Source organism: Glycomyces arizonensis DSM 44726, from assembly GCF_000482705.1.
Classification (GTDB): Bacteria; Actinomycetota; Actinomycetes; order Mycobacteriales; family Micromonosporaceae; genus Glycomyces; species Glycomyces arizonensis.
Map to the genome: position 1 here is coordinate 1 of NZ_AXWO01000044.1, position 6,530 is coordinate 6,530.

Consider the following 6,530-nt stretch of genomic DNA (forward strand, 5'->3'; position numbering starts at 1 on the left):
GCAGGGCGTAAGCAAAGTCGGTTCGGGTTCGTGTTTCCGCTGGCCAGGGCCGCAACTGAAGCAACGGTTCCCTCGTTGAAGACGATGGACTAGATCTGTCGTCAGGAGGAAACCGTTGCGGGACAAGACTCTCACGCTCGATGTTTGGTGGACTGATTTCGCTGGGCATGTCGCACAGATTCCGGACCCGAGATCGGCGCGCGGCGTGCGTCACCCGTTCGGCGCGACGATTGCCCTGGCCTGCGCGGCAATGCTCGCGGGCCGGAACTCGATCGCGTCGATCGAGCGGTGGGCGAGGGACGCCCCGCAAGCGGTCCTCGCCGCAGCCGGAGCGAGGAACGTCAACGGCCCGTTCGGGACCCGGTTCTACCCGCCTGGCTATGACACCTTCCGGCGCCTGCTTGGTGAAGCGGTCCCCGAAGGCGTCGCTTCCTTGGCCGCCGCGGCCCGTCAGCTCGCATTCGCACCCGACGACCAGATCCGCATCGACGGCAAACGCCTGCGCGGGGCCGCGCCCGGCAAAATAAAGCCGTTGCTGGTCGCCGCGCACGACTCCGCCGATCGGGCACTCGGCCAAGTCCTGGCCCTGGACAACGACGAGCACGCCGCCGCCCGCCACTTGATCGATATCCTTGGTCTTGAGACCGCGCTGATCAGCGCGGACGCCCTGCACTGGTGTGCGGAGACCGCCCAGGTCGTCATCGACCGCGGTTTCGATTATCTGCTGTGCTGCAAGGGGAATCGACCCGAACTGTTCGCGCAGATCAATGCGCTGCCCTGGGCCGGGATCGACAACGCCTGGGAGGCCCGCGGCTCGGGGCACGGCCGAGATGAGACGCGCACGATCAAGATTCTCGCCGTCGGCGGCGCGGTCCGGATCGGCTTCCCCGGCGCTGCCCAGGTCGCCAGGGTGCGCCGGTGGCGGCGGGATCGCCGCACCGGGGAGTCCAGCCACGAGACGGTGTACTACCTGACCAGCCGTGACTTCCGGGCGTTGCGCCCGGCCGAGTTCGCCGCCGCGGTGCGCCGCCACTGGGGTATCGAGGCATGGCATTGGCTGCGTGACATGGTCTTCGGCGAGGACGCCTCGAATCTGCGGTCGGGCTTCGCGCCGCAGAACCTCGCGAGTCTGCGCAACCTCGCCATCGCGGTCCTGAAAGCCGTTGGCGGCCAGTGCATCACCGCGTTGCGCGACCGGATCGCGAACCACCCCTACACGCTGCCCCTCGAAATCCTCGGCCTCGCACTCATCGAACAGACTTTTCAACCGAGACGACTTTGCTTACGCCCTGGTGGCGATGAGCGCTGAGACAACCACGATGGCGAGGGGGTGGGACCAGTTCATTTTCGAATTCTTCCAAGACTCGAACCGGGGCGTGATCCCACCTGGCCCGATCGCGTTGACGGCAGCGGGTGACGAGGTCGCGCCTCGCTTGCCACTTCCCGAGGACCTCGGCCGAGAGCGGGGTATGCCTCGCGAGCGACCGGACCGAGCGGTGCCCAGAGCAGTCCGTGATTTTCGGTGACCCGCGATGCTGTCCGCAGAGGCGTGGGGGCCCTGAGTGCGGCTGCGGCCTGATGCAGCGGTAGGTAAGGGGCACGGACCCGACTTGCGGCTGGAAACCAGGTCAGACAGCAGCATCTCCGAGACTTTCTACATGGGGTACCGGTAAGAAACATGTCACCAGCGGCAAAGTAGTACGTTTACGCTGATCCGCCCGTTGCGGTGGTGGCGTCCTTCAGGCCGAGGGCGCGGTAGACGCTCGCGCGGGAGGGGTGCTGGCCCTTCCGCTTCCTGGAGGGGATGACGAGCTTGAGGCGGATGTCGCCGACGGCCATGCCCTTCTCGTAGAGCGAGCGGGCGTACTCGGCCATGTCGGCGTCGATGGTGGACGGGCGGCCGCCGACCTTCCCCGCCCTGCGCGCGGTCGCCTGGCCCTCGATGGTCTTCTCCCGGATGTACTCCCGCTCGGACTCGGCCATCGCGGCGAAGAAGGCGAACAGGACCGCGCCGTGGCCGCGGGGGTCGTGGACGCCGGCGAGGGGGCCGGTCAGGAACTCCAGGTCGATGTCCTTGGAGCGGAGGGCGTCTGCGATCGCGATGAGCTCGCCCGCACCGCGCCCGAGCCGCTTCATCTCGTGGACGGTGAACAGGATCTGCGCCTTGGGCATGATCGCCTTCAGCTCCTCGGCGTAGGTCCGGGCCGCGATGAACTGGGGGCGCTTCTTGACCCGCGTGCTGATTTTCTCGCTGAACACCTTCGCGCACCCCGCCGCGTCGAGGGCGTCGAGCTGCGACTGGAGCTCCTGCGAGAGCGAGAGCATCTCGCGTACCTGATCCGGACGATCCGGCCGGCCTCGGCGGTGCGCGGCACAGGGACCGCCGCGAGCGGCCGGGCCTCCCAGGCGTCGCCGGGGCGTCGACCGGCGGGGGTGGGGACGTCGAGCTCCACGCGGAGCTCGGCGACGACCGACCAATTGTGAGAAACATGGGAAATCCTTGCAGCCCTGGCGCACACCCTGCTGAGCGTGTCCCCATATGACTGTGCTGCAAGAATGTTCGAATGACACCCCGCAAAGCTCTCTGGTGGTCGCTCCTAGCTGCCCTCATTTGCGGTGCGGTCGGCGCCGTGGTCGCCGCCGGCGTCTGGGGCGGCACTCCGTGGAGACAGATTCCCCTGGTGGTGCTGAGCATGCTCGTCGGCTCGTTCCTTCCACTTGGCACCACCGCTGTGGCCCGACGGCTGGGTCAGGAGACGTCCGCCGAGGAAACGCCGAATGCGGTCCGAGTCCAGAGCCCTGAGAAAAGTCCGAACCCTTCGAGTGTTCCCCAGCCCCAACCAGGCCCGCCTGGTCGAACCACCTCAGCGCTCGGCTTCCCGCGCCGCGAGTTTGCTTTCAACGCACCGCACCTCAGCGACGGAGAGGTTCTCGGTATTGGCGCCATGGGTGCGTTTATGGGGGTAATGGGGTTGGTGCTGCTCTTGTCACAAGACGCGCGGACAGGCATGTTTGACCGCGGTCCCAGCGCTGTCGACATACTCCCGTTGAGCCTGTTGCTGCTGGTGATCGGCATCGGCACCGTAACCATTCTGACGCTGGTGCGAGTGGAACCGCGACGGCTGATCTTCGACGACCAGGGGCTCACTGTCACGGTTCGGCGATTTCGCGTCCGGCTCCGATGGGATGAAGTCACCGAGATTCGGATCAAGGACGGTTTCCTGATGCTCCGGGTGCCTTTCCTCTCAGAGGAACACGCCTCGCGTATCAACGGTATTGTGGCGCACACCAAGGGGTATGAGGCTGGCACGAAGGTGTGGTCGACGAAGGCCCCGATGGTAGCCGTCTGTGATTTGAACGCCTTGTCCTTTCACGCCGAAATACTTCAGGCAGTTGAGCACTACTCAGGGCGCGAAACGTTGGGGAAGTGACCGAACGACGACGCCATCGGTTCATTCTCCTGTTCCGAAAGCACCTATCTGGTTCGGTTCAGTCAAGGCTGAGGCGCCGGTTCATGTCGAGGCGGACCTCCCCGTAGGGGGTGATGTGGGTCCAGAACAGCGGTGTGAGGCCGCGCCGGTCGGTGTCGGTGAGGACGTCGTCCCAGGCCGGGTCGGCCAGGACGTGCTGAATCATCAGCGTGTTGACGTAGACCAGGGCGGTCTGGAGGATGCGCAGGCACAGCACCGACAGCTCCTGCTCGTCCCTCCGGTTGGAGGTGATGCCGCCGCCCTTGCCGAAGTAGATGACGCCGTTGCCCGCGTTCCAGGCCTCGGAGACGTTGAGGCCGGCGTTGATCTGGCGTTGCAGGTCCCGGTCGCGCAGGTACCGCGCGGTGAAGATGGTCTTCTGGGCGCGGCCGAGCTCGATCATGCCCTGGTAGGCCGGGTGCGCGGTCGGGGTGCGCATAAACCGGCGCAAGATCGCCTCCGTCGACGCGGTCCCAGACTTGATCGCGGTCGTGTACTTGATCATCGCGTCGTACGCGGTCTCGATGAGGTCCCAGCGGATCGGGCGTGTCATGGCCGGGGTGAGGTTGGGGTAGGCGTCGGCCTCGCCGGCGGCGGGCCGGTAGAGCTTGACGCGGTTGATGCCCTTGATGCGCGGCAGCAGGTCGAACCCGAGCAGGCGCGTGACCCCGAAGCCGACTTCGGATTGGCCGTGGGTGTCGACCATGTTGCCCTCGACGTCGAAGCTGGTGCCGTGGTGCATCGCGCCTTCGATCATCGCCGCGACCTCGGAGGCCGAGCAGTTGATGAGCTGGGAGTGGATGGCGACGGACTTCTGCTCGACGTGCCAGTAGATGAGGACGCCGCGGCCGCCGTAGCGGGCGTGCCACTCGGTCACCAGGTTCTGGTCGTAGGCGCCGAAGTGCGTCGAGTCCGAGGCCACCGTGGACGACCCGGTGCCCCACAGGCCCGGTTCGCGGGCGGTGAAGGTGGCGTTGGCGATCTCGATCGCGAGGGCCTGGGCGATGTCGGGGGTGAGGTAGCGGCGGCGGACGTAGCGGAGCTCGTCTTCGGTGTGGCCGTGGGCGGACCCGGCGATGGTGTGGATGCCGGTGTTGGTGCCGTAGGCGTAGATGACGAGCATCAGCCGCTCGGCGAGGACTTCGGCGTCGAGGTCGCCGCGGGTCGCGGCCGCCGAGAGCCGGTCCAGGCAGCCCGAGCGCAACACCGCCTCCTTGAGCATGTCGATCAGGGCGACCTGCCCCCACCGGCGGGAGATGGCGCCCTTGAGCTTCCCCAGGTTGGCCGGCTCCGGCGCCCGGTCCAGCGGGGTCAGCTTGATCGCGCCCTGGCGGCCGCGGTCTCCGATCTGGAGCCACTTCGCCTTGAGCGCCGCGGCGTTCAGCAACTCCAGCTCGGCGCGCATCTCGGAGCGGACCTCGTCGACGAACGTGGTCGGATCCAAGGGCTTGCGCAAGTCGGCGTAGTGCTCGGCGCGGCGGGCCTCGAAGTCGGCGGGCAGGTCCTCGTCGGGGTTGCGCCACCGCTCGGCGCCGGTCACCCAGATCTCCTTGCACCGCAGGGCCTCGCGCAGTGCCTGGAAGGTGCGGATCTCGTACGCCATGCGTTGCACGCGGCGGCGACCGCGCTTGTCGTCTTTGAACACCAGGTCGGCCCAGTCGTTGCCGAGGGCCTTGTGCTCGGGCACATACTCTCCCAGCGGGTAGTAGGTGATGCCCTGCTTCGCGGCATGGCGTTCGATGAGCTCCAGGGCGTCGAGCACGGGCCGGTGGATCGTGTTGCTCGACTTGAAGTCGAGGACCTCGAGCAGGCGGATCAGGCCCTGGCGGTAGTGGCTGGAGTAGGAGGCCTTGAGCTTGGTCTGGACGGTGCGCCGGTAAATCGGGCCCTTCGTCTTGTACTCGTGGACGAGGTCTTTGAGGGTCTGCTCGCCGCCGGCGACGGCTGGGTAGACGACCTTCCGCACCGCGTCGTCGGGCTTCTCGACGGCGGCTTCGGCGATGGCGAAGAGGATGTTCTCCTTGCCGGTGACCTTCTTGAAGGCGTTCACCAGCTCCTGGGAGACGCGCCGGTCGGCATGGGCCTGGATGCGGTGGACAGTGGCGATGAACAGGAGCATCATTCAGAACTCTGGTTGGTGGCCTCGTTTGGGTGAATATCTGCAGCTCAGTCAGGTGACGGACAGTAACGGCGGCCGTCCTGTGCGACGGCTGAAGCATGGCAACGCAACAACTCCCGCGAGGACGACCGCCTCGCTTCCAGCATGTCACCGGTCTCGACGACGAGCAACTGTCGGATCTGGTCGCGGCCGTGCACGCCGTGATCGGCCCCTGGCAAGCCCCGACCGGGCGGCGCAAGGCTCTGGGACTGTACATGGCGGTCGTGGTCGTCTTGTTCTACCTGCGCCGCAACAACTCCCAACAGGTGGAGGCCGAGCTGTTCGGCTGCTCCCAACCCACGATCTCGCGCTACCTCACCTGCCTAGAGCCGGTGATCGGCCGATGCCTCGAACAGGTGGAGGCCGAGGCCGCCCGCGACCGGGCGGGCTCGACGTTGATCGTCGACGGCTTCCTTGTCCCCACCGGCGAACGGGCGCATACGAAAGGCCTGTTCTCGGGCAAGCGCCACGCGTGCGGGGTGAACGTCCAGGCGGTCGCTGACCTGCGCGGGCACCTGGTCGACTTCGGTGAGCCGATGCACGGGTCGATGCACGACGCCCGCGCTTTCGGCGAGTCGGGGATCGCGAAACGCTATGCGGCCCATGCCGAACCCGACGGCCCTGGATTGCTCGGTGACAAGGGCTATGTCGGGTGCGGGATCATCACGCCGGTGAAGAAGCCCGACTACCGGCCGCTCACCCCCGCCGAGGGCTGGTACAACCGGCAGATCAACCGCCGCCGATCCGCTGGCGAGCGGGCTATCGCCCACGCGGTGAACTGGAAGATCCTCGACACCGGCTACCGCCGGCCGCTGCGCCTGCTCGGCCGGACACTACGCTGCGTACTCGCCCTGGAGATCTACCGACGCCAAGGCTTCAACCCTTTTGAATAGCGCTCCAGG

The 6,530-nt window shown here is 66.7% G+C and carries 5 protein-coding genes; 3 read left to right on the forward strand and 2 right to left on the reverse strand.

All coding sequences use genetic code 11. The annotated features are described in order from the left end of the window. The first annotated feature begins 115 nt into the window (after positions 1–115). Positions 116–1,309, forward strand: coding sequence for an ISAs1 family transposase (locus tag H613_RS28020; protein ID WP_051393624.1), 1,194 nt, complete (start codon positions 116–118; stop codon positions 1,307–1,309). 395 nt (positions 1,310–1,704) lie between these two features. On the opposite strand, the gene H613_RS28025 is transcribed toward H613_RS28020, so the two are convergent. Next, positions 1,705–2,325, reverse strand: a complete 621-nt coding sequence (locus tag H613_RS28025; RefSeq protein WP_051393625.1) for a recombinase family protein — start codon at positions 2,323–2,325, stop codon at positions 1,705–1,707. A gap of 239 nt (positions 2,326–2,564) precedes the next feature. Here H613_RS28025 and H613_RS31125 point away from each other — a divergent pair, with 239 nt between their 5' ends. Beyond that, entirely contained in the window at positions 2,565–3,431 is an 867-nt protein-coding gene (locus H613_RS31125; protein ID WP_156926163.1) for a hypothetical protein, read from the forward strand. A gap of 58 nt (positions 3,432–3,489) precedes the next feature. Here H613_RS31125 and H613_RS28030 read toward each other — a convergent pair whose 3' ends face one another. Beyond that, positions 3,490–5,592, reverse strand: a complete 2,103-nt coding sequence (locus H613_RS28030) for a Tn3 family transposase (RefSeq protein ID WP_035738812.1) — start codon at positions 5,590–5,592, stop codon at positions 3,490–3,492. A gap of 95 nt (positions 5,593–5,687) precedes the next feature. Here H613_RS28030 and H613_RS0120485 point away from each other — a divergent pair, with 95 nt between their 5' ends. Then, on the forward strand, positions 5,688–6,521 hold the full coding sequence (locus H613_RS0120485; protein ID WP_026923122.1) for a transposase family protein: 834 nt from the start codon (positions 5,688–5,690) through the stop codon (positions 6,519–6,521). Positions 6,522–6,530: the final 9 nt, after the last annotated feature.

Bases quoted from the DNA above. Each gene is read 5' to 3' on its own strand.
- H613_RS28025 (WP_051393625.1), bottom strand. From the start codon at position 2,325: ATGCTCTCGCTCTCGCAGGAGCTCCAGTCGCAGCTCGACGCCCTCGAC.
- H613_RS31125 (WP_156926163.1), top strand. From the start codon at position 2,565: ATGACACCCCGCAAAGCTCTCTGGTGGTCGCTCCTAGCTGCCCTCATT.
- H613_RS0120485 (WP_026923122.1), top strand. From the start codon at position 5,688: ATGGCAACGCAACAACTCCCGCGAGGACGACCGCCTCGCTTCCAGCAT.
- H613_RS28030 (WP_035738812.1), bottom strand. From the start codon at position 5,592: ATGATGCTCCTGTTCATCGCCACTGTCCACCGCATCCAGGCCCATGCC.